Source organism: Paenibacillus sp. FSL F4-0236, from assembly GCF_038000135.1.
Taxonomy (GTDB): Bacteria; Bacillota; Bacilli; order Paenibacillales; family Paenibacillaceae; genus Paenibacillus_AQ.
On sequence record NZ_JBBOBK010000001.1, the window covers coordinates 5,370,307 to 5,392,725 of the forward strand.

Genomic DNA, 22,419 nt, shown 5'->3' on the forward strand with positions numbered 1-22,419 from the left:
TACAGGAAGTTTCAGCGCGGGTCGTATTGCTGCTTGGATGATTATTTCTCCATTACTTATCGTGACCTTTACCCGGGTTTTCTTTTGAGTATTCAAAGGTCACTTTTACAGGCTCGCTCATATAGCCAGTCGATAGATACGCCTCATTGGTTCCCTTTAAATTACCCGTAAGTTTGAATGTGAATTGGAAGCTTCCCGCGACTGTACTCTTCGTCTCATCTTCGAGTTGAACCTTGCCTTTTGGATCAAGCACCTTCAACTTCACATTTGTAAGGACGCCATTCATCAGCAATCCATCAATCGTTACTTTTTTCGCTTCCTCGTCAACCTTTACTTGTATGCCCTCAATGCCTTTCACGTCTACAGCGCCCGAGAGGTTATAGACACCAAACTCGTAGATGGAATATCCGTAATCGGTTGCTCTTTTTATGCCTTGTAACTTCATGTATCTTGCCTTGACCGGGTTGAACTGAATCGTTTCTTTGCCATCATGCGCGGTAATAATTCCGTCATTTGGCATGACATTGATCCAGTTCTGCTTATCGTTCGACACAAAAAGTTTGTATTTATCTGCACGAGCATATTCCCAATCGATTCGAACTGTATCCATTTCCTTCACTTCACCGAGATCGACCAGGAACCAAGTATTGTCCACGTATTCGCTCGCCCATCTTGAAGCAGGGAATCCATCGACGGCTTTAGCCGGTGCATAATTCGCATTATTGCCTTCGGTCGACGAAGCTTCTACCGTTTTATTCTGCGCCAAATTGCCTATGAGGTAATAGATGCTTTCCTTCAGCGTATTGTACGCCTCATCTTTTATCGTACCCGCCTTCTTGAATTCATCCAGCTTTGCGTTAAAGCCTTTGAGATACTTGGTGACTTGCGCTGCATCGTTCCCTTCATAGCGCTTCATCATTTCCAAATAGTTGTTCAAAGAACGCACCGTTGCAGAATTGGTAAATTGCTTCGCTTTTTCGAAGCGGTCGACTAACGCTTTCATACCAGATGCATTTGTCGTTGCTTCGATAACATATGACTTAGTCACCATATGCCCCGCCGTAACGGTAATGTTAAGCTCATGCTTGCCAAGCTTGCCTGCAAGCGGAATAACGGTACCTGCTGTATAAGGCTTGCCGTCATACGTCGCCGTCACTTTCGTCAGACCATCATCAGTTCTAAGCTTCCATGTAAAGGCTACGGATTCTGAATCGGGCAGCTTCATCCCGCTCTGGAACGGCTTGCCGTTCATCTGCACGTCTACCTCGGAAGGCGGAGCCTCGTTGATCTGATACGTTCCTTTAACAAATTGATACAGCCAGTCGTAAAGAACGCGTGTCGCTGGATCTTTACTTACCGCGGTGTTATAGACTGCATTGTTGCCTTGGTAATACGATTTGAAGCCATCCTTCATAAGCCCTGTCTTCGCACCGCTGTTCAAGTAATCGATATACCGCTCGCGGAACACGCCGTCCGTCAGCATCCGATCATCGAACTCGAGTTCATTGGACATGCCATACTGCTTCGCCAGATTCGCAGAATCCTCCAAGCGCTCGATATCCGTCGGCTCGAAGAAGTAGTTCGGTTGGATCGTCACCGCATCGAAGCCGACATCCTTCCACATGAACGCTTTATAAGCGAAGAAGTGCGGAATCCAGAAGAACTTCAGGTCCTTGCCGCTAATTTGCATGTCATGCAGGGTGCTGCTCACCGAACGGATCAGATCCGGTCCGGATTGGCTTGTGCTGATTTGCTCTTCGAACCAGTACATACCTACAAGCTCGAGGTTAGCATAGCCTTTTGCTTCCCATCTCGATTTGACTTGCTGCAGCCACCATTGAACTGCTTTTTCACGGTTCGCAAGGGCTTTCTCTTTGCCAACGGAATCATTAAAGTTCAGCGATTCTCCACCTTGTTCAATAGCTCCGAAATTAGTGATCGATTCACCTGGATCCGGAATCATGAGGACAACCTTTTCCTTCACGCCAGACTCGTTCAGCGCATCGGATACTTCCTTAGCCGCTGCGTTTAACGCATCCATATCACCGCCTACCGCAAAGGTCTTATCCAGATACCATTGCCAATCTTCAAGATAAGCCCGCCCGCCGAAATCACGACCTGGATTTGGAGAGTTAATGCCAAGATACAGGACGCCGTCGAAGAGTCGATCCTTAATCTTGCCGTCCTTATCGACATAACTAATGTTCGGAATGATCCGTTCTTTTGTCCAGATGCCTAAGTCATTCGCATATTGCCCGTTATACAAAAGTCCAAGATGCTCTATACCCGCTGTCGCTTCGCCTGCCGCCAAGAATTTCGGCGTATGCGTTGGAACAGTTACGGCTCCGGCAACTTTGCCCTCTTCACCGAGGATTTCAATCTCATCCACGAAGGTCATTGCACGCGTATGCATTGTGAATGTTACTTTCACGTACCGAGCATACGCGATTTTCGCATCTGGGCCGATCGCTTTAATACCGTCCTTGCTGCCATCCCACACATAGGTCTCCGTGTATTTACCATCATTCCACAGCTTCTGCGTGGCATTGTCTTTGAGCAGTCCCCAGTTCACCTTGTCATCAGAGACGTACATCGATACCGTGAGTGGCACGAGTACATTGTTCGTTGGCCAATCTTCGAGGAAATTGGCTTTAATACCCGTGAGTGATTTCTTCGCCCCCAAATCAAACACAACTTCGCGTGTCTTACCCAAATGATGTCCAACCCATGCTACGTCGGATCTATTGCTTGCCCCATATATACCATCCGTAAGTTTGTTGCCTTCATCCGGATTTGAAGCTTCCGGCTCTTGCGACCACTCATAAGATAAGCCCGCTGCAAGATTGTGATATACCGCCCCATACACTGACGCAATAACACCCTCCGTACCCGCTCCCGGTAGGTCTGATGGATTCGTCACCTCGACCGGATCGGCTTCGCCCGGCGGGTTCGTTGGTGTCTGTTCCTCTGTCTGTGTAGGCGGCAGCGCCTCTTCCGCTTGCGCGATCGGCATCATCGTTACGATCATGATCGCAACCATAACGAGAGCTACCCATTTTCTACTCCTCTTCATATCGTACGAACTCCCTTCTGATTCTTGAGTCAAGAAACATCAATCTCCTAAATGGTATGCGCTTCCATTTCAGCTTACCTCGATGCTCTTTCCTCCCTTCCGAGATTCCGACACGTCATAGAAGCTTATAACATATGTCAATGTCCTTATAGTAACATTATGAAAAGTGGCCTTTCTTTCAAATAGATAATTAATGACATTGGGTATACACTTGTTGACATGAAGGCCTTCACGTCGCGTTTTTATAGGTATAAAGATAGCGCTTACCTCCTAAGGTCCTACCTATTTTCTATCAATGTCCTCTAAACAATCCGCCACATAAAAAACGCAACCCCTCGAGGCTGCGTCGTGTTTATATATGGTGGCGCCTAATTACTGCGGCGTTCTACTAAATTGATGCCCTATCCATAACCGAACGGATGCTTTTTGTACTCTAAGGGGCTTGAGCCGACTCTATTTTTGAACACACGACTAAAATAGTACTGGCTCTTATACCCTACCTTCACGGCCAGATCCCCGATTTTGATATTCGGCATTACGTCATCCAGAATCTCCTTCGCCTTCGATATCCGGAGCTCGGTGACATAGTCAAGGAATGAAGCACCGATTTCTTGCTTCATACGCTTGCTAAGATAGGTTTGGTTGATATGAAATAGCGCTGCTACTCTAGTAATAGATAGCTCCGGATCCTGATAATGACTGTCAATATACTCGATCACTTTTTGGATAAGCACTGTTCCATCCCCTGTATACCCGGGAAGCCCCAGCTCCTTATCCACCCTGCTTTCATGTGAATGCAAAGGATATTTTGCCTGAAGATGCTCATCGATCCGATGAAGCAGCTTGTTCAGATCACTCTTCGGCACAGGTTTCAATACATAATCGAATGCTTGCAGTTGCACGGCTTGACGCGCATATTCAAAGTTATCGTAGCCGCTGATGATGACAACCAGAACCGACGGACAGCGTTCGCGCAATATATTCATCAGATCGAGCCCATTCATATTCGGCATGTTGATGTCCACAAGACATACATGTGGTGGGGCTTCCTCCACCATATTCAATGCTTCGTTTGCACTTTTCGCTTCTCCTGCAACCTCAAAAAGATACGGACTCTCCTCAATGTATTGTCGCAAGCCTTTGCGAATGATCGTTTCATCATCGACGATGACAATCTTCCACATCTTCATTCCACTCCCCGTCCAAAGGTATTCGAATGACCATAACGGTAATGCCATCTTCGCTCTTCACTGCAAGGCCATATGGCACCCCGTAAGCTAGTCGAATGCGATGGTTTACACTGTATAGCCCAAAGCCTGTGGCAGAACGATCATATTTATCATCAAGAAGGGCTTGATTCATCTGTTCAAGCTTCTCTTCAGGAATCATAACCCCATTATTTTCAACCTTAATGACCAAATAATCGACCTGTTTATATGCTGTGATCGAAATTTTGCACTTTTGATCCCCAAGTGGCTTAATCCCGTGATAAATCGCATTTTCTACCAACGGCTGCAGCATGAAGCGAACGACTTGGCACTGAGCAAGCTTTTCATCATATCGAAGCTCGTAGTCCAGAATCTCCTCATATCGTACGCCTTGAATATGAAGATAACTCTCGACATGGTACAACTCCTGATCAAGCAGAATGTAGGGACTGCCTGTGCCAAGCCCTAATCGAAAATACGCGCTAAGCGCTTCCACCATCTCCACCACATTGTCTGCTCCATGTTCCGTTGCCATCCACTGGATCGTATCCAATGTGTTGTATAAAAAATGCGGCTTGATCTGCTCATGAATCAGTCTGAGTTCCATCTCCTTTCGGTCCTGCTCCACAGCGTATAATTGAACAAGCATGTCATTGAAGCTTCGCCCAAGATCGCCGATCTCATCCGAGCGCGTAACATCTGCTCGTATGGTTTGGTTGCCGTTCTGCACATTTTCCATTACCTGGCGAAGCGACTGAATTGGACGAATAATGGAAGAAGCAAGCAGCATCAGAAAGACGATAAACGCACTACCGATAAGAACGCCTACCAGCAATGCAGTCCGCTGGGTTTTGATCACCGCTAGCGATAGACTTGAATTCGGTACTTCGAGTACTAGCTTCCAGCCTTCCACATTTTGAATTGGAGCCTCAAATACACTCATGTTCTTCTTATCTGCTGCATCCTCCGCTTCATCTCCTTCACCCAGCTCTCTGCAATCGATGATAAGCTGGCCTGACTGGTCATATAGCATTACATCTTGAGCAATCTCCTTCATCTTCTTGACGGAGACGGCTGCGGCAATATAAGCTACTTCATCATTCACCGATGGATTCACGCGATAGAGAATGACGACGATTTCAACTGCATTCGCTTTGGATACGATCGGATTACTCACCACATAATTGGAATCTGAATTTAGCAGTTGTTTTCGATAGTAGGGTCGGTTTAGTATCGAAAAAGGCTTGTCCCTTGCTGACCAGGAATTTCCGTGAATATCCACCACGCGTATGGATTCGTACTCTACTTGCTTCTTCACCTCGAACTTATCGATCTCTTGCAGCAATTCATCTCGTGTCCACTGATGGTCCGAAGCTAGAGAAGCAAGCATGTCTATCTCTCCAATGCGCTGATTAAACCAATAATCAATCTGGTCGCTGCGTGCATTAACCACTTGCTGCGTTAAGTTCTTATTCAAAGGGACAACCGTATGGTTCATCTCCAAATATATTGTTACAAGCAATGCAACGAACAGCAGCAAGAAGCAGCCTCCTGCGATTAACGTAATTTTTAAGTGAATTGATTTCATTGTAATCATAGCCCTTCACAATATCCGTTTCTTACATGCCCGAAAAAGACAAAAAAACGCTAATCTGTGCAAATACATAATGCTGTACTAAATCTATAATAGGTCTTGTGCATATTTTCACATGAAATAACATTCATGTCTAGGCTAGAGATAAGGGATTTGCCTAGCAAATCTTCCTCTCCCTAGTGTATGTAACCAATTCACAACAGAATGAAGGAGATATTATGCGAACTCACACGAAAAAGCTGTTATCTATTCTACTAGTCCTCAGTCTTATGTTCACGCTTGCTGCCTGCGGCGGTAAAGATGCAGCACCCGCTGCAGATGCAAACGGAGTTCAAGTCTTTGAAGGAGTTGGGCAAGGTAAACATGGCGATATTAAAGTACAAGTTTCCTTATTAGATAACAAGATCACTGACATTAAAGTAACAGAGCATAAGGAAAATGAAGTACTTGCAGAACCTGTTTATACGCAGCTCAAGCAAGATGTCATGGCAACTAACAGCGCAAAAGTTGATGCCGTTAGCGGATCTACGGTTACAAGCAAAGGATATCTCGAAGCCATTCAAGATGCAATTACGAAGTCTGGACTTACCCTTGTCGCTGGCGCTGCAGTCAGTAAAAGCAAAGACAAAGAAGAACTCGAGCAAACCTATGATGTTGTCGTCATCGGTGCCGGGGGTGCTGGCTTTAGTGCGGCTATCGAAGCGAAGAGCGCTGGAGCTAGTGTAGTTCTGCTCGAGAAAATGCCAGCTGTTGGCGGCAACACATTGATCTCCGGTGGTGAGATGAATGCGCCTGACAACTGGGTTGAACGTGCTCTTGGCATCACAGATGACACAGCTGACTTGTTCTATAATGATACGATGAAAGGTGGAGACAACCTCGGGGATCCAAAGATGGTTCGTATTCTTGCCGACAATGCTCTAACATCTGCCGAATGGCTGCGCGATGATATCAAGGTAGAGTTCTTACCTGATCATCTGTTCCAATTTGGAGGCCATTCCAGAAAACGTGCGTTGATTCCTGTAGGTCATACAGGTGTTGAATTGATTACTAAGTTAAAAGCCAAAACAGACGCTGATCAAATCACGATCAAAACGAATATGAAAGCCGAAACCTTGCTGAAGGACGAAAGCGGCAAAGTAACAGGTGTAACTGCGACTTCGGGTACTGGCGACAAGATCACATTCCATGCGAACAAAGGCGTCATCATCGCTACCGGTGGTTTTGGATCCAATGTAGAGATGCGTAAAAAGTATAACCCTAAAATGGATGAAAAATATATGTCTACCGATACACCAGGATCTACAGGTGACGGTATCGTTATGGCAGAAACGATTGGCGCCAAACTGACAAATATGGAGAGTATTCAAACGTATCCAATCTGTAATCCTGAGACAGGTGTTATTTCCCTGGTTGCAGACTCCCGCTTCGATGGTGCGATCCTGATTAACCAAGAAGGCAAGCGCTTCGTTGAGGAATTAGAACGTCGTGACGTTATTTCTAAAGCAATTCTTGCCCAAACGGGCGGATATACGTATCAATTATGGAATCAAGGCATTGAGGATATCGGTAAAACGATCGAAGTTCATCAAGACGAATACGATCAGCTCGTTAAACAAGGCTTGCTCTTTAAAGCCGATACGATTGAAGAGGCGGCTGATTTCTTCAAAATTGACGTGAACACTTTGAAAGAAACGATTAATAAAGTAAATGATTATGCGAAAACAGGTAAAGACCTTGATTTCAAACATCGCGGTGGATTGAAATCTCTTGAAAAAGGCCCTTACTACATCGAAAAAGCTGTACCATCCGTTCACCATACAATGGGCGGCTTGGTGATCGACGAGAAGACTCGCGTATTGAATGAAAAAGGCGAAGTCATCCCTGGGCTGTTCGCTGCAGGTGAAGTAACAGGGGTCATTCATGGTGCAAACCGTCTTGGCGGTAATGCCATCGCTGATATCTTCACATTCGGCCGGATTGCAGGTAAACAAGTTGTAGCAGAGTAATCTTATGTTTGTGTAACTGCTCTATTAATAAGTTAGTCTTAAAAACGTGCAAGATAGTTTGTAGAGTGCAGGTTGACTGCTAACTTTCAAGCTGCCCTCTATGACATAGCAAACCGCCCTGTAAGCAACATTGCGAACAGGGCGGTTTTTTATGGTGGAGCCTAGGGGCTACGCTCGTCTAACTCTCTGCTATTTTATCGTTCTCCGTTAGTGGAATTAATATTGTCCAATTATTTAGTGTCTACTTGACAAGGGTTCCTCACCAACAAAGCTACCGACTCCACATGCACCGTATGCGGGAACATGTCCACCGGAGTTACCTCCACTGTCTTATACCCGCCATCTTCGAGCACCCGCAAGTCTCTTGCCAGTGTCGACGGATTACAAGACACATACACCACACGTTCCGGCTTCATCGCCAGAATCGTCTCCAAAAGTCGTGAATCGCAGCCCTTACGCGGAGGATCGACCACGATAACATCTGCCGTAATCCCCTTCTCTTTCCAGTTAGGGATTACATCCTCAGATGCGCCTACCTCAAACACTACATTATCCATACCGTTCAAAGTGGCGTTCGCCCGTGCATCCTCAATCGCTTCACGTACGATCTCTACACCGTAGACCTGTTTAGCATGCTGTGCAAGGAACAATGAAATCGTCCCGATACCGCAATAAGCATCTATAACAGTCTCGTTTCCCGTAAGTCCTGCATACTCTACCGTCTTACCGTAAAGAACTTCAGTTTGAGCCGGGTTAACCTGATAAAAAGAACGGGCAGAAATCGCGAATTTCACATCGCCGATATAATCGTAAATAACATCGTTCCCCCAAAGGGTACGCGTTGTATCACCGAAGATTACGTTCGTCTGTTTAGTATTCACGTTCTGGCAGATGCTTGTAACAGCTGGGATTTCACGGCGGATCTCAGTGATCCATTCGTCCAGATGTGGGATGCGTTCGCCATTAGTGACGAGTACGACCATCATCTCACCAGTACGGAAGGCTTTCTTTACTACGACATGACGCAGTAAGCCTTTGCCGGATTCTTCGTCGTAAGCAGTAATGCCGCGCTTCCGTCCGATTTCTTTCACCTTGCGCACAACGTCATCGTTATCTTCATGCTGAATCAAGCATGTTTCCATATCGATGATCCGGTGACTTCCCCGCGCGTAAAAGCCACCCACAAGGCCACCTTCCGTTACGCCGATTGGCACCTGAGCCTTGTTGCGATAACGCCAAGGCTCGTCCATGCCCAGTGTTGGGCGGACGAGAATGCCCGCTGCCTGATCCGTTCCAGCGTCTCCGCCACCACCACTCACCTGGAGCTTCCCAATCCGCTCCAGGTTGTCCACCACCAGCTGCCGTTTCCACGCCAACTGTGCCGCATAGTCCATATGCTGCAGCTGACAGCCGCCGCATTGGTCATAGATCTCGCAGGGCGCCGCGATGCGGGCGCTGCTCGCCTCTACTAAATTCAGCAGCTTGGCGTAGCCATACTGCTTCTTGGTCTTGAGCACCTTTGCCCGGACCTTCTCTCCGGGAAGGGCTCCCTGCACAAAAAGGGTAAAGCCTTCTACGCGGCCTACCCCTTCACCTTCATGGGTCATGCCGATAATATCGAGCATAACCTCATCATTTTTATTCACAGGCAGTCCGGCGACAGGCGCCTTGCCGACTGGGCGGCTGGTGCTGCGTTCACTGCGGTGTTTACTCATTATTTATAGTTCACTTCTTTCATTATCATCGCTGTATAAACCCAATTATCATAACTATATATCCCACAATCATCTACAATCGCTCTTAGCTTAGTTATTTTCAGCAAAAATCCGCAAATGCTGTGGCAAAATCCGGAATCGCCCTGGCAATTCTCCACCCAGTTCGCCATCCAAGTTCAATTGGACATGTCCTGGAGAGATTACATCCATCGCATCCGTACGGAAATAAATAACCTTCTTATCATTCAAATGTTCGCCACGAAGAGCCAATCTGACCAAACGGACAAACTCTGCCAGGTTGCATTTTTTAACCGCTATAACATCTAATAGACCGTCATCGATCCGAGCGCCGGGAGCAAGCTTTTCGAAGCCGCCAACAGAATTCGTATTTGCAATCAGGAACAGCATAAACTCATCATGAATAACTTCCTGCCCATTGGCACGAATGATTAGTTCCTGAGGAGATAGGCTGACCATTTTTTCAATACCTTTTAAATAGTACGCAAGCTGCCCAATCATGGTCTTCAGCTTACTAGGAACTTCATATGTCAGTTCGGTTAGACTACCGCCGCCTGCTATATTAATAAAATAACGGTCATTTGCCTTACCGATATCAATCGGACGTGTCTCTTGGCGAATGATCAGATCACAGGAATCTTCCCAGTTCTTCGGGATCCCCATTGCACGTGCAAAATCATTAGTAGTACCAAGCGGCAAAACGCCGAGCGGGGGAAGATTAGGCTTCTCCGCCATACCATTTATAACCTCATTTAAAGTGCCATCGCCACCGGCTGCTATGATCAAATCATAACCGCGTTCTACTGCATCTGCAGCAGCTAGCATAGCATCGCCTTCTCCGGTTGTTGCATGGCAGGTAGCTTCAATGCCACCAATATCCAGCCGGTCCAAAATATCGGCGAGCCGCTTCTTCATTTCTTCCCGTCCAGAAGTGGGATTATAAATCAATCTCGCAGTTTTCATTACCGGAACGCCACCTGTTTTTATAATAGAATAACCTAATTGATTATACCTAATTCGGACCACTACAATCAATGTTAAAGGCCCTTTCATGCAAATATTCCATTATACAGCAATTAATGACACTAAGTTTAGAGAAAAACAACTATTTATATGTGTATGCAACAAATCCCGTATTATCCACAGATGTGGGCACTTTTTTTATGATTAAGTGTGCTCAAGGGTAGGTGCTTTATCGTTTCATTCGAATCTGTTCGAGGAGTGTCTCTACCTGTCTCTCAATCCAATGCGGAAGAAGGGGATGGGGCAGAAGCGTTTGACCAGAATACTTATAGGTTAACCCTTTAAGTCTGTTCGGAATCACATGCTTAGTAAAATAGCCTTCACTCAAAAAAAGCGGCGCCACCAGTACCTCGTGACCCTGCTCCTGCCAATACTCTACCTTGCTTCTTACACTATCTGGACTCAGCAGACCATAGTCGGCCGCCGCTACGCCACTTACCTCACGTACACGTCCCGCCAGCGAAGATATGCCTTGCTGCCAGCGCTGACGGAAGCCATCATATACACTGCCATGACCCACAAGCAAAATCGTCTCTCGCTTCGGTTCCGTAGACAGCTCACGTAGCTTGTCCCAGATCATTACAGCGATGTCCGGATCATCGTCGATAGGATAACCGTAGTGAACTTTAGCCTTCACTGAGAACAGCGCTAAATCCGTCTCACGTTCAGGCTCAGGTTTGGCGCCAAGTGCATATTCTATCTCATCGACATGTGTGCTTCCTGAGGAAACGAACAATGGGATCACAATAATATCTGTGATCCCTGCGTGTTCCAGCTCATTTATTCCATCTTGAATCAGACGACCCTCTACCAGCTCTAAAAAAGAGACCACAACATGAATCTCTTCACCTAGCGATAATCCGCTTACGGCTTCCTCTACGATTGACACCCAAGCCTTATCGCGAGAGCCATGACTGATAATAAGTACGCCCGGTACCATAAATTAGCGTCCCAAACGTTCCAGCGTTAATTTATATCCGTCATTGCCGTAGTTCAGGCAACGTTTTACACGGGAAATCGTAGCTGTGCTTGCGCCCGTCTCTGCTTCGATCTGGTTGTAGGTGGAGCCTTTGCCGAGCATACGCGCTACTTCCAGTCGCTGCGACAGCGATTGAATCTCGTTCACAGTGCACAAATCATCAAAGAACACGTAACATTCTTCCATATTTTTTAACGTTAAAATAGCTTCAAATAATTGGTCGATACTTTTATCATTCAACTTCTTAAGTTGCATCAGCTTTTCATCCCCTAAAAGTTCTATCAGCATTAGTTTCTCTAATTAAGCTCCGTACAAAACTAGCTCCGGAAACATAAACCTCATGCGACTATCCTGCCTTTACTATATTGCACTGGAGCGCATTTTTCAAGCATTAACGATTTCACGCTGTAAAGAGTGAAATCGATGGACAAACGTCCACCCGTGGCGCACACTCAATATGTATCAAACTACGTTTGTTTCTTCCTACATAAGAAATAGCACCTACACTATAGTACTACATAAGCGCCGAAAATCAAGCATGTACACGCTTTTTTCACTTCTTAAAGACGATTATAGGCATTCGCCCTTTTCCGCTCCTATCACGGGTAACCCGGGCATTCGTCTATACCGTATGTTCGCCCATGACATACAGTATAGCAAACCACTAACAAAGGAATGTGATATTATGCCTGATCATTACTATAATCATTCCCGCCGGAACCAGCGTTCACTGACCGATACTTATAATGCATCTGCTTACCCCGGGCTCAGTCCATATGCGCCTTCATCCTCCCCAGGAGAGAGCGGAATCCTTCCCGCTTTAGGAGCAGAAGCTGCCACTGAAACAGCTCTAGCGCTTCCTGCTGCTGAAGCTACAACAAAGGCAAGCGGCGGGCTTGCCGGATTGCTTAGCGGCTTAGGCGGTTTAGGCGGCGGGGGCGGAATCGGTGGGAATATGGAGCAAATCAAAGGTATCATCGACCGAATGGGCGGTATTGACGGGATCGTAAACTCCATGGGTAAAGTGCAGAAGGTGATGTCCGGCTTCCAGCAGATGGCTCCGATGGTTAAGCTCTTCATGGGTAGCTTCGGCAAAGGAAAAGGAGCAGCAGGCGCACTGGCAGCCGAAGAGGATGCCGCACTGTACAGCCCGAGTCGGCGCAAAAAAAGACGCTCCACCTCCGGGCGTCGTAAATCTACTACAACCACACGCCGGCGCTCTACTCCCCCTACCGGAAAACGTCGCCGCAAATAGCGGTGACGTTTTATTTTTACTTAAACCATCCACTACGCCGGAACCATCTGAACATGCTAACGCCCACCACCAGCATAAACAGCAGAACGCCAAAATACCCATACTTCCATTCGAGTTCAGGCATCACTACAAAGTTCATCCCATAAATTCCGGCGATCAGCGTCAGCGGCATGAATACGGTGGTGATTACTGTTAGTGTTTTCATGATCGAATTCATCCGGTTGGAGTTAAGAGAAATGTAGCTGTCACGTAGATCCGCAGTCATTTCTCGATCCGCCTCAATCATATCCGACAGTTTTAACAAATGGTCATAGATATCGCCAAAATAAATCCGTTCCTCACCGTTGCTCTGGACATGCTGCGAATTCACGATCCGGTACATCAAATCGCGCATCGGCACAATCGTCCGCCGCATCTTGAGCAGCCTTCCGCGCACATTAAACACTTGGCTCATCAAATCCTCCACCGACTCACTGCCGCCATTGCTCTCCAGATCCGCAAGCTCGTCCTCTAAACTATAGAGGCATGGAAAATACTTATCTACCAGCTTGTCCATTACAGTATATGCAGCCGCCATCGGACCACCCGACCAGCCTTTACGACTATGTATTTCACGCTTCACCTGCTCCCAAGCTTCATTCATCTCTGTTTTTTCCTGATGATGATAGGACACGAGGTAATTCGCACTCAAAAAAAGGTCAATCTCTTCAGCATCCAGCGTCTCTTCATTCAGCGCATGCAGTACAAAAAACTGTACTTCCTCATAATGATCCAGCTTCGGCCGCTGCAGCACATGCATACAGTCCTCAATCGCCAAAGGGTGAAAATGAAAATAGTGATCCAGCAGCAATGTCTCCTCTGCCGTAGGTGTAGCAAAATCTGCCCATATCCATGCATAATCCTCCCGCCGGATATCCTGCAGAGGTATGTCTGTCAGCACCTCACCTGTATGCGTCACCGCAAGTGTACGTATCATAAATGTTCCTCCGCTTCATCTTCTTCCACGCATCTATTGTACCGCAAGAAATGGAGTCTTCCAAAAATAACAAAAAAGAATCTCAGCCTAGAAGTCGTAGCTCTGAGGTTCCATTATTCTATAGCGTCCCATTCCGGAAAGGATGGAATACCCTTTAGTAAGTTTCGTTCAGCCTCTTCTCCCTCTGATCATTCGGCTCATAGTGTAAAGATGGCGGGGATAGAATGGATAGAGTAGATAGGTTTGGGTTGTCACCGAACTAATCAAATCATATCAAGTGATTTGTTTAAGGATTAGTTAGTTTAAATTCTAACCGCCGCCTAAATTCGACAGATGCACAAATAGCTACGCCCAGACATAAGCTCATAAGCACCTTATCCAAGCTTTAACCACTCTCGGTTGTACGAGCTAGACTCTGCAAATTTAGGGCACTTATCCCCTTCTTTATGCTTCTTCGACGTCATTCACCAATTCTGGGGCATTTATACCCCTCTTCATGCTTATACGACGCTATTTCACCAATTCTGGGGTATTTATACCCCTCTTTATGCTTCTTCGACGTCATTCGCCATTTCTGGGGTATTTATGCCCCTCTTTCTACTTCTTCGACGCTATTTCACCATTTCTGGGGTATTTATGCCCCTCTTTCTACTTCTTCGACGCTATTTCACCAATTCTGGGGTATTTATACCCCTCTTTCTACTTCTTCGACGCTATTTCACCAATTCTGGGGTATTTATACCCCTCTTCATGCTTATACGACGCTATTTCACCAATTCTGGGGTATTTATACCCCTCTTTATGCTTATACGACGCTATTTCGCCAATTCTGGGGTATTTATACCCCTCTTTCTACTTCTTCGACGCTATTTCACCAATTCTGGGGTATAAATGTCCCTCTTTTCCCTTCTTCGTCGCTATTTAGCCAATTCTGGGGTATAAATGTCCCTCTTTATGCTTCTTCGACGTAACTTAGCTAATTCTACGGGATTTATACCGCTCTTTGCCCTCCAATCGCCGAATCCCATCATTTCTACGGGATTTATACCGCTCTTTCTCCTCCAATTGCCAAATCCCGTCATTTCCACGGGATTTATACCGCTCTTCCCCCTCCAATCGCCCAATTCCATCATTTCTACGGGATTTATACCGCTCTTTCCCCTCCAATCGCCCAATTCCGTCATTTTTATGGGACTTATACCGCTCTTTCTCCTCCAATTGCCAAATCCCGTCATTTCTACGGGATTTATACCTCTCTTTCCCCTCCAATCGCCGAATCCCGTCAATTCTACGGGACTTATACCGCTCTTCCCCCGCACCACCCAAACAACAAAAAAAGATGTCCGCAGCCAAAGGCTAACTGACATCTTTTTATTAAAGGGATTTAAAAAATGATTTTGAAAATCAGACCGGCTAATACCGCACTGATTGGAATCGTAATAAACCAGGTAACTACAATACGTCCAGCTACTCCCCATTTCACGGCAGAGAAGCGTTTTGCGGAGCCAACACCCAGGATCGCTGAAGTGATCGCATGTGTGGAGCTGACTGGCAAATGAAGCAGTGTTGCCGAGAAAATAACGGAAGCCGCGGAAATATCAGCCGCAAAGCCGTTGATCGGCTCGATTTTGAAAATCTTCGTACCCATGGTCTTGATAATCTTCCAGCCGCCAATGGAGGTACCGAGTGCCATAGCCGTAGCCGCAGCAATCTTAACCCATAGAGGGATTACATCCATAGTCTCTTGGCGTCCTGATGTAACGAGGGCAAAGGTAATGATCCCCATCGCCTTCTGCGCATCATTCGTACCATGAGTAAACGACTGTAATGCCGCCGTCACAACCTGCATGGAACGGAAGCCCTTATTAACCGTATGTGGACTACGCTTTGCAAAAATCCATTTCAGGACTGTCATGATGATATAACCGATAACAAATGCAATAATTGGCGAGAAGATCAAGCCCTCGACAATTTCCACAAATCCGCCCCAGTTAATATGCGACGAACCTGCACCCACATATACTGCACCAGCCAAAGCGCCGATCAGTGCATGAGAGGAGGAGGACGGAATTCCGAGCCACCAGGTGATCAAATTCCAAATAATCGCAGCAATCAGCGTGGCTATTATGATATCCAGACCATTTTCCAGCAACGTGGGGTCTGTGATACTTCCGCCAATTTTCTTAGCTACACCTGTAAACATCAAAGCTCCGACAAAGTTCATCAGTGCCGCCATAATAATAGCTGTTCGAGGTTTTAACGCACGTGTAGAGACAGAGGTAGCAATCGCGTTGGCCGTATCATGGAAACCATTAATAAAGTCAAACGCAAGCGCGAGAAATATAACAATTCCAAGAATCCATATCGATGTTTCCATATTCTAGTACCCCTTATGAGTTGCGCATGATGATCGATTCCAACATGTTGGCTACATCTTCACATTTATCTGTAGTGGTCTCGAGTCGCTCATATAATTCCTTGCGCTTAATCAGCTCAATCGGGTCCTTAACGGTTTCAAATAGAGCTTTGGTACAAATACGAAGGACTTCGTCCCCTTGATTCTCAAGGTCATTCAAACGGATCGTATATTCACGAATGGCCAGCAGCTTCTTCTGGGAAAGCAAATGAACCGCTTTTTGGATTTCATAAGCACACTGACGAAGGATTTCGGCAAATTGTACAATGTATTCATCCGGGTCAAGAAGGTTGTACATATAGAAACGTGAGGCAGATGCCTCCAAGCCATCAATGACATCATCCATGCTTGTAATCAAGTCCATAATGTCGTCACGCTCAAGTGGCGTAATGAACGTCTTGTTCAGTTCCTTAATTACGGTGTGCGTGTAAGTATCACATTGGGATTCGTACTTCTTCATCTCTGCAGCGAAACTATCGACATTATTCTGGAGATCAGTGATATTCTGAGCAAAATAATCTGCAGCTTGGACAATGGTATCCGCCATATTTTCCAGCGTCTCAAAGAATATGTCCTTTTTTCTCAACTTCATTGTTTTAAACCCCTTTACATAATATTACCGTGAGTACAGAGTCACCCATATGTAAAAAGCATGAAAATGAATGACAACCCTTGTTATCTTAACATATCCGTAGAAGGTATAGAAGCTATAGAAATGAACTTTTTTACACTCTATTAACACTTACCCATAATTCCGAACACAAATCTGTATAACACTGGATATTCCGACTTTCTTAGGTTGCACTATCTGCTCCGCCGTATACCACATGACTGCTAAATGAAGGTGAATTAAGGACAACCAAAATATGGGTGATTCCTGGATACATTAGCTCTTCTTTACCATCCTTCACAAACCGAATCACATCACCTGGCTCACGCGACCATCTGCCCTTTGTGACCTGTCCTCTCTGAAAGAGCAACGCTTCTCCACCAAGCTCCACATCAACCTGAAGTCTTCCAACATCATCAAGTACTTTATGATCGGAACCCATCACCATCACATTTGCAGCTTCTACTGGCTTATTGTTATTCAGATCCAAATGTGGTTTACCATTCACGTAACGCTGATAGGTCTGGAGCTGAGTATCGTATTTATAGTCAATTTTATAGCTTTTAAGCAAGAAGTTTACGCTAAACTCAGCGGCCTGTTCTCCGCCTGTCGGTATGTAATCTGGATTGTTAAAAAGATACCCTGGCACCTTCACACTTTTGTCATAACCCAGCTTCTCGGCACCTTCCCGCAGCTTCGCTGCATTACTGTAGAGATTATGAGGGGCTTTACGTGCTTTGTCCCGCCAGAAATAAGCTCCGGCACGACCGATTTCGTCCATATCTGCTTTTTTCTCTTTTTGCAAAATAGCATAAGCCGCGGGGCTCCCCCCGGCATGCACCGTCACACCACCGTAGCTCTCGCCAATATCGAGCAGATAAGGGCGAATACTGCGAATCGGTCCGATTTTGACCACTCCGGTATGACTTTGAAAAATACCAATCAACCGCGTAATGCCACCTTCAGCAAGGACCTCATATAAAATATCCGCTTCACTCACCCCCGACTGTGGCCGGGCCGCTGGAGCATTATTAATCATAACAGCTAAGGGACGTGGGAGACTGTTTTCAGAAACGGGAAGACCTGTTAATCCGGAAACGAGTTCAGCAGTTGGATCTGCTGTAGGCGATGGTTGGATCGTTTCAATTGGCGCAGGATCTGCTGTAGGTTGCTGTGTCGGGGCAATTACATTATTTGCACTCTCTGTTCCGCAAGCGGAGAGCAATAGGGTACTTAGTACAAGGGCAGATAATAGACGGGAAGAAGAGCAGTTTACTTTCATAAGCTTGTAGTTCCTCCTAAACGTTTTATGTATCTTAACTGGTTTCTTCCATTTAATCACAGCCAGTCCCATTTGTCTTGATCCGCTTGCATCAAGTGTAATCGACTTCAGCGTCCTTATTAGGACGATATACGGTTAAGCGAGAAATATAAGGATAATGCATAGCGTGAAACTTTTACTTTCTTATATTTTAAAAAAGGGCACAGCCGATCTCCGGCTGTACCCTGCGTGCATCTTATCCATTTAGTCTAGCTTCCAGCAATTGAGGCTTAATGTCCCATATTGATACGCTTGAAATATTCGCTCTGCCTTCCTGCTGCCATCCGCTGTTCCCATCGCATAAAAGAGAGGTGCGAAATGCTCTCTTCCGTAAGATGGAACCGCATCACGAACATGCGGAGCTGTTTTCTCATAAGCAAACAGTGAAGGTAAATCCCAAGATTCTAACCCCTTGGCAATCCACGCATCGAATTCAAGCGCCCACTCTTCAGGCTGATCACTTTCATTAAGCATCCGCAAATTGTGAACAAGTCCACCGCTTCCTATCAGCAGTATGCCTTCGTCACGCAGAGGGGCTAACATCCGCCCGATATTGTACTGTTCCTTCGGAGAACGTAGTGAATCGACGGATAAAGCGACTACCGGAATATCGGCTTTCGGAAACATTTTTTTCAGTATTACCCAGACTCCGTGATCGAGTCCTCGCCCCAGAACGGGCTGATGTGAAAGATTGTTACCCTTAAAGAGCTCGGAAATCCGCTTGGTTAGAGCTGGATCGCCTGGGGCTGGATAGGTCAGCGTATACATTTCTTCAGGGAATCCGTAGAAGTCGTGTTGTGTTTCGTGCTTCTCATCCATGGTGAGTAGCTGTTCTGGGCTATCCCAGTGCGCTGAGAATACTACTATACCCCGTGGTGCTTCTAGTTCTTGACCAAGCCGCTCCAGAAAACGGGTATACTCGTTATCCTCCAGTGCGAGGAGCGGAGAACCGTGCGCGATAAAAAATGACGGTAATTTCATAGGATGCCAACCTCCATAACCCAGTATATGGTGTGCATCTTTATTTTACCGCTAATTTCAAGTTATTGCGAGTAAAGTCCATCACCTATATCATCCAATTTTGCCACTCTGTCTGCACATGCTCCTGTTCGTTCATCCACTCTCTTGTCCGCTTAAGCAGCTGCTGCTGTGCTTGCCCAGAAGAAAAGGTATGATCACCTTGAAAAATGATCTCTTTATCGCATCGTCCCTCAGGACGTGTCCAGAATAATTTCTGGTAAAGGAATGCATAATCCACGGGGATGACATCGTCAGACGTACCATGAATGACGAGCACATCACCGCTGAATTTACTAGCTTCTTGGAAAGGCTGGAAGGCCGCCAAAGAATTGAAATATACCGGTGTGAACGAGTAACCCACGTAATCCGCCGATCCATTCTTCACCGAACGGTCATACGCCTCCCGCCCTACGATCTTCACAATATCATTGAAGGGATATCCCACGGAGGCCCACAGCACGAGATTCTTCACGCGGCGATCACGAATACTTGTCAGAAGCGCAACCGCCCCACCCAGACTATGGCCAATAAGCGTCACACGCTGTGGATCCACATCGGCAGAGCTAATTCCGTAATCGAGCACCGCTCTAGTCTGAGCGATCATCGACTCCATATCCTCCCCGCCGTAATTACCGCTGCTCTCGCCGCAGCCCGCATAGTCAAATCGAATGACCATATACCCGTCTTGCGCCAGCTCACGAGCTGCTTTGACAAATATCCGATCGACTCCAATCCGGTTACCCACAAATCCATGGCAGATTACAGCTAATGGCAATCTGTCCTTGCAACGTGTGGAAGTTCCCTTCTCTTTACTCGGATAATGGATGCTCGCTGTCAATTCTTCGCCGTTATGCCGAATTACAATATTCCGTTCCATTGCCGTAACCTCCTATATTTAATCATTATTTTAATTTATTAGAATTCCGATTAACTTAGTGTGAATTATATTCTTATTATAAAGATTTCGTTCATATTGTCAACAGGAACGGGACAGATCTTAGTAATTTGCAAGAGCAAATTCGGAGTATAAACCGGAACGTCAAACGGCCAGTCTCCAAAATAATGAAGACTGGCTGTTTTTCAATCGCATGATGAGCTTCCAGGGTCGTCAATCAATCATAGCTGTCGTTAAACATCTCATGGGTTTCTTGACTGCCTTCCCAATCCTTAAGCGCACCCTCTGTTGCTGGTTCTTCTGTGGAATTCCACATGCTGAATCCATCAGAGCCGCCCCAATCCCCCATTGAATGATTGGGCGTAGGCTCGAAACCGTTGCCCATGACACTGTCCTGTTCTTTCTTGTTCTCATGTTCCATAAAGCTCCCAACCTTTCCCAAAGCTATATTGATCAAGCAACAACATTATCAGTGTTCACTCTTATAAAAGGATTATGCATAGGAAAATAGAAATGCTTGTCCTTGCGCTGACCTGTCAGGCAAACGTATACTCTAGGTTAAAGACTATACCGATTAACACTACTGGAGGTTTACATCCCTATTATGAAAGTGAAAGATATGATTAAGGAAAATAACGCCCTGCGTGAGCAGATGTCGCCTTTCAATCGATCCTATTTTGAAGATATGATCCTAACGATGCGGGCCAGTAGGGTTGAGGCTCTCCGCGCTGAAGAACTTTTACTGGATGCAGCCAAGCTGCTTCTGAAAGAACAAAAAAAAGGTAAAAACGCTAAACAGGTGTTTGGCGAGAATCCGGATGATTATTTTAAAGAAATCATAGACAGCGTTCCCACACGCTCAGCACGCAGCAAATGGAACTATTACTTGATGATTCCCTGCGCGGCTCTAACCTGTTTGTTCGGGATCTTTGCTATAGGTGGACTCTTCTTGCAATGGACTAACGGATCACCTGGGATGTTCGGAGAGATTAGCCTCTTCACCCTCTTCGCTGTTGGGGCAGGTTCCATTATCTTGATCGAACTTATTATGAAATGGTTAACCTCCTTGTCTGAGGGGGATGCACCTAAAGCCAAACCCTTTGATATCAAGGGCCTTGGCGTCTATATCGGAATCGCCGTAGTTGCCGTATTCATTGGCTTGTACCTCGACCGATTGTTTCCGGTCATAACTTTATCCCCGTGGGTAAGCTTAATTGTTTCCCTGATTGGGGCAATTGGACTAAAGTTTATATTTTTTAGAAAATAAAAGTCATGCTCCACCCATATTTCATCCGATAGACAGGGGGAACTTTCATGAATAAGAAGCAATATATTCTCTATTCTGTTCTAGCAGTAACATTGGGACTAGGCGCGGTACCTATAGGAACGATTCAAGCTGAAGGCGCTGCCAGCCCTCCTGTGGGAGGCACTAAGGCAAATGCTTTGACAGCAAACAATAATCATGCGGAGGCTATCTATAAAGCAGCATTGCCGCTGTTGTCTTCCTCTAACAAGTTACCCGAAGCTATTAAATATTTGAACGCCAATATGTATGCGGTAGGTTCGTATCGTGCCACGATAATGACACTGAAGCTTGAGAATTTGCACAAGGCGGCGCTTCCGGCGTGGGAGAGCAAATTCAGTACCAGCAATGTCCAGCGGAAGCTCACCGCCATCTATAAAGCTGGCGCAAGTATGAAGACCCTTGCTGATGCCACAGAAGATCTAACTCTGCGCACACTGCTGAAGAGTGCCAGCGAAAATGGATATAAACTGGAGACCGCGGAAGGCACTTTTTTCCCGGTGATCGATTATGAGGCTTACCGCAAATATAAACTTTATGTCACTGACGATATCAGCGCGTATCTATCCATTATGGCTACGGAGTCTGATCTGCCCTCCTCCAAGGATAACGGGCTTGTCATTGGTTGGACCGATGTAGCTGCGCGAGCACTATCTCAAGAGCAATTTATTCTAAATTATCCGAAATCGAACCGAATTTCAGCCGTGAAATCCTTATATTCTACCTATGTTAACAATACGTTTTACGGCCAGAATAACACGCCCCTTTTCCATTATGACAATCTTGAAATGGACTTGGAGGCGCAGAAAGCCTACTCTAGCATTCTCACCAAGAATAAAGACAACAGCCCATTCCTGCAGAAACTAGATGGCTTCATGAAATTGATGAAGGACAAAGATTATAAATTAACAGATGAAGTCGAACAATACCGTAAGACTGAATTACCTCTCTAGTATGATATACAAAAGGCCCGTCCCCATTCATTCTGGGACGGGCCTTTCTAT

Annotated in this window: 19 protein-coding genes; 4 read left to right on the plus strand and 15 right to left on the minus strand. The window is 46.0% G+C overall.

Annotated elements, in window-relative coordinates; all coding sequences use genetic code 11:
• Window positions 1–52: 52 nt before the first annotated feature.
• From NSQ29_RS23985 to NSQ29_RS23995, 3 genes are all read right to left on the minus strand, one after another.
• A complete protein-coding gene (locus tag NSQ29_RS23985; protein WP_341126274.1) occupies window positions 53–3,073 on the minus strand; it encodes a DUF4855 domain-containing protein in 3,021 nt (1,006 codons plus the stop codon).
• Between the two features lie 401 nt (window positions 3,074–3,474).
• Complete coding sequence (locus NSQ29_RS23990; RefSeq protein WP_339244750.1) at window positions 3,475–4,257, minus strand: response regulator transcription factor; 783 nt, start codon at window positions 4,255–4,257, stop codon at window positions 3,475–3,477.
• Window positions 4,232–5,869: a sensor histidine kinase gene (locus NSQ29_RS23995; protein WP_341126275.1), complete on the minus strand. Its 1,638-nt coding sequence runs from the start codon at window positions 5,867–5,869 to the stop codon at window positions 4,232–4,234. The genes NSQ29_RS23990 and NSQ29_RS23995 overlap by 26 nt, the downstream gene beginning before the upstream one ends.
• Window positions 5,870–6,093: 224 nt before the next feature.
• Here NSQ29_RS23995 and NSQ29_RS24000 point away from each other — a divergent pair, with 224 nt between their 5' ends.
• Entirely contained in the window at window positions 6,094–7,884 is a 1,791-nt protein-coding gene (locus NSQ29_RS24000) for a flavocytochrome c (RefSeq protein WP_341126276.1), read from the plus strand.
• A 230-nt stretch (window positions 7,885–8,114) separates the two neighbouring features.
• Here the strand turns inward: NSQ29_RS24000 and rlmD are convergent, their stop codons facing one another.
• The 4 genes from rlmD to NSQ29_RS24020 all read right to left on the minus strand — a co-directional run bounded on the left by rlmD (window position 8,115) and on the right by NSQ29_RS24020 (window position 11,874).
• Window positions 8,115–9,599, minus strand: a complete 1,485-nt coding sequence (rlmD, locus tag NSQ29_RS24005) for a 23S rRNA (uracil(1939)-C(5))-methyltransferase RlmD (RefSeq protein ID WP_341126277.1) — start codon at window positions 9,597–9,599, stop codon at window positions 8,115–8,117.
• A 90-nt stretch (window positions 9,600–9,689) separates the two neighbouring features.
• Window positions 9,690–10,580 carry a diacylglycerol kinase gene (locus NSQ29_RS24010; RefSeq protein WP_042184783.1) on the minus strand — a complete coding sequence of 297 codons (891 nt, stop codon included), beginning with the start codon at window positions 10,578–10,580 and terminating at the stop codon, window positions 9,690–9,692.
• Window positions 10,581–10,809: 229 nt separating this feature from the next.
• On the minus strand, window positions 10,810–11,580 hold the full coding sequence (locus NSQ29_RS24015; RefSeq protein ID WP_341126278.1) for a sirohydrochlorin chelatase: 771 nt from the start codon (window positions 11,578–11,580) through the stop codon (window positions 10,810–10,812).
• 3 nt (window positions 11,581–11,583) lie between these two features.
• Window positions 11,584–11,874, minus strand: a complete 291-nt coding sequence (locus tag NSQ29_RS24020; RefSeq protein ID WP_019913624.1) for a YerC/YecD family TrpR-related protein — start codon at window positions 11,872–11,874, stop codon at window positions 11,584–11,586.
• Window positions 11,875–12,304: 430 nt separating this feature from the next.
• Here NSQ29_RS24020 and NSQ29_RS24025 point away from each other — a divergent pair, with 430 nt between their 5' ends.
• Window positions 12,305–12,874 carry a tyrosine protein kinase gene (locus NSQ29_RS24025; protein WP_341126279.1) on the plus strand — a complete coding sequence of 190 codons (570 nt, stop codon included), beginning with the start codon at window positions 12,305–12,307 and terminating at the stop codon, window positions 12,872–12,874.
• Between the two features lie 16 nt (window positions 12,875–12,890).
• On the opposite strand, the gene corA is transcribed toward NSQ29_RS24025, so the two are convergent.
• From corA to NSQ29_RS24065, 8 genes are all read right to left on the minus strand, one after another.
• A complete protein-coding gene (corA, locus tag NSQ29_RS24030) occupies window positions 12,891–13,850 on the minus strand; it encodes a magnesium/cobalt transporter CorA (protein WP_042184779.1) in 960 nt (319 codons plus the stop codon).
• A 917-nt stretch (window positions 13,851–14,767) separates the two neighbouring features.
• The gene (locus tag NSQ29_RS24035) at window positions 14,768–15,136 is read right to left on the minus strand and encodes a hypothetical protein (protein ID WP_341126280.1); all 369 of its coding nucleotides are present in this window, start codon (window positions 15,134–15,136) and stop codon (window positions 14,768–14,770) included.
• A 98-nt stretch (window positions 15,137–15,234) separates the two neighbouring features.
• Complete coding sequence (locus NSQ29_RS24040) at window positions 15,235–16,227, minus strand: inorganic phosphate transporter (protein ID WP_076300202.1); 993 nt, start codon at window positions 16,225–16,227, stop codon at window positions 15,235–15,237.
• Window positions 16,228–16,240: 13 nt separating this feature from the next.
• Window positions 16,241–16,858 (minus strand): DUF47 domain-containing protein, encoded by a 618-nt coding sequence (locus NSQ29_RS24045; protein ID WP_042184774.1) that lies wholly within the window; start codon window positions 16,856–16,858, stop codon window positions 16,241–16,243.
• A 202-nt stretch (window positions 16,859–17,060) separates the two neighbouring features.
• Window positions 17,061–18,158 (minus strand): DUF3048 domain-containing protein, encoded by a 1,098-nt coding sequence (locus NSQ29_RS24050; protein ID WP_341126281.1) that lies wholly within the window; start codon window positions 18,156–18,158, stop codon window positions 17,061–17,063.
• Window positions 18,159–18,401: 243 nt separating this feature from the next.
• Window positions 18,402–19,178, minus strand: a complete 777-nt coding sequence (locus NSQ29_RS24055) for a DODA-type extradiol aromatic ring-opening family dioxygenase (RefSeq protein WP_339268666.1) — start codon at window positions 19,176–19,178, stop codon at window positions 18,402–18,404.
• A gap of 85 nt (window positions 19,179–19,263) precedes the next feature.
• Window positions 19,264–20,094 (minus strand): alpha/beta hydrolase, encoded by an 831-nt coding sequence (locus NSQ29_RS24060; RefSeq protein WP_341126282.1) that lies wholly within the window; start codon window positions 20,092–20,094, stop codon window positions 19,264–19,266.
• A 235-nt stretch (window positions 20,095–20,329) separates the two neighbouring features.
• Window positions 20,330–20,533: a hypothetical protein gene (locus NSQ29_RS24065; RefSeq protein WP_042184766.1), complete on the minus strand. Its 204-nt coding sequence runs from the start codon at window positions 20,531–20,533 to the stop codon at window positions 20,330–20,332.
• A 183-nt stretch (window positions 20,534–20,716) separates the two neighbouring features.
• Between NSQ29_RS24065 and NSQ29_RS24070 the strand changes: the two genes are divergently transcribed.
• A complete protein-coding gene (locus tag NSQ29_RS24070) occupies window positions 20,717–21,379 on the plus strand; it encodes a DUF1129 family protein (RefSeq protein WP_341126283.1) in 663 nt (220 codons plus the stop codon).
• Between the two features lie 47 nt (window positions 21,380–21,426).
• Window positions 21,427–22,368: a hypothetical protein gene (locus NSQ29_RS24075; protein ID WP_341058849.1), complete on the plus strand. Its 942-nt coding sequence runs from the start codon at window positions 21,427–21,429 to the stop codon at window positions 22,366–22,368.
• Window positions 22,369–22,419: the final 51 nt, after the last annotated feature.

What these genes read in the sequence shown, in the direction of transcription:
- NSQ29_RS24045 (WP_042184774.1), bottom strand. Translation starts at nt 16,858, where the DNA reads ATGAAGTTGAGAAAAAAGGACATATTCTTTGAGACGCTGGAAAATATG.
- NSQ29_RS23985 (WP_341126274.1), bottom strand. Translation starts at nt 3,073, where the DNA reads ATGAAGAGGAGTAGAAAATGGGTAGCTCTCGTTATGGTTGCGATCATG.
- NSQ29_RS24050 (WP_341126281.1), bottom strand. Translation starts at nt 18,158, where the DNA reads ATGAAAGTAAACTGCTCTTCTTCCCGTCTATTATCTGCCCTTGTACTA.
- NSQ29_RS23995 (WP_341126275.1), bottom strand. Translation starts at nt 5,869, where the DNA reads ATGAAATCAATTCACTTAAAAATTACGTTAATCGCAGGAGGCTGCTTC.
- corA (WP_042184779.1), bottom strand. Translation starts at nt 13,850, where the DNA reads ATGATACGTACACTTGCGGTGACGCATACAGGTGAGGTGCTGACAGAC.
- rlmD (WP_341126277.1), bottom strand. Translation starts at nt 9,599, where the DNA reads ATGAGTAAACACCGCAGTGAACGCAGCACCAGCCGCCCAGTCGGCAAG.
- NSQ29_RS24015 (WP_341126278.1), bottom strand. Translation starts at nt 11,580, where the DNA reads ATGGTACCGGGCGTACTTATTATCAGTCATGGCTCTCGCGATAAGGCT.
- NSQ29_RS24070 (WP_341126283.1), top strand. Translation starts at nt 20,717, where the DNA reads ATGAAAGTGAAAGATATGATTAAGGAAAATAACGCCCTGCGTGAGCAG.
- NSQ29_RS24055 (WP_339268666.1), bottom strand. Translation starts at nt 19,178, where the DNA reads ATGAAATTACCGTCATTTTTTATCGCGCACGGTTCTCCGCTCCTCGCA.
- NSQ29_RS24075 (WP_341058849.1), top strand. Translation starts at nt 21,427, where the DNA reads ATGAATAAGAAGCAATATATTCTCTATTCTGTTCTAGCAGTAACATTG.
- NSQ29_RS24065 (WP_042184766.1), bottom strand. Translation starts at nt 20,533, where the DNA reads ATGGAACATGAGAACAAGAAAGAACAGGACAGTGTCATGGGCAACGGT.
- NSQ29_RS24020 (WP_019913624.1), bottom strand. Translation starts at nt 11,874, where the DNA reads ATGCAACTTAAGAAGTTGAATGATAAAAGTATCGACCAATTATTTGAA.
- NSQ29_RS24010 (WP_042184783.1), bottom strand. Translation starts at nt 10,580, where the DNA reads ATGAAAACTGCGAGATTGATTTATAATCCCACTTCTGGACGGGAAGAA.
- NSQ29_RS23990 (WP_339244750.1), bottom strand. Translation starts at nt 4,257, where the DNA reads ATGTGGAAGATTGTCATCGTCGATGATGAAACGATCATTCGCAAAGGC.
- NSQ29_RS24000 (WP_341126276.1), top strand. Translation starts at nt 6,094, where the DNA reads ATGCGAACTCACACGAAAAAGCTGTTATCTATTCTACTAGTCCTCAGT.
- NSQ29_RS24040 (WP_076300202.1), bottom strand. Translation starts at nt 16,227, where the DNA reads ATGGAAACATCGATATGGATTCTTGGAATTGTTATATTTCTCGCGCTT.
- NSQ29_RS24060 (WP_341126282.1), bottom strand. Translation starts at nt 20,094, where the DNA reads ATGGAACGGAATATTGTAATTCGGCATAACGGCGAAGAATTGACAGCG.
- NSQ29_RS24025 (WP_341126279.1), top strand. Translation starts at nt 12,305, where the DNA reads ATGCCTGATCATTACTATAATCATTCCCGCCGGAACCAGCGTTCACTG.